This window comes from Stenotrophomonas sp. A3_2, assembly GCF_036624925.1.
Taxonomy (GTDB): Bacteria; Pseudomonadota; Gammaproteobacteria; order Xanthomonadales; family Xanthomonadaceae; genus Stenotrophomonas; species Stenotrophomonas hibiscicola.
Genome location: NZ_JAZKVY010000160.1, coordinates 1 through 203, shown reverse-complemented (window position 1 = coordinate 203; position 203 = coordinate 1). Strand labels below are relative to the sequence as shown.

The 203-nt window shown below is 58.6% G+C and carries 1 protein-coding gene; it reads left to right on the top strand.

Features of this window, described 5'->3' with window-relative positions; translation table 11 throughout:
* A partial coding sequence (locus R5H29_RS04860; RefSeq protein ID WP_332328855.1) for a type IV secretion system protein occupies positions 1 to 203 on the top strand: 203 nt, incomplete at both ends.

The window sequence follows — 203 nt, the reverse complement described above, 5'->3', positions numbered from 1 at the left end:
ATGTTGCTGCTCTACGAGGTCGCGCTGGCGCTGTTCATCGGCCTGGGTCCCTTGTTCATTCTGTGTCTGCTGTTCGACCAGACCAAGCAGCTGTTCCAGCGATGGCTGTTCTACGGCATCGGCACGATGTTCTCGATGGCGGTACTGGCAGCGATGGTATCGATCGCGCTGGACATGGTGATCCGTGTCTCGACCGCGTTCTG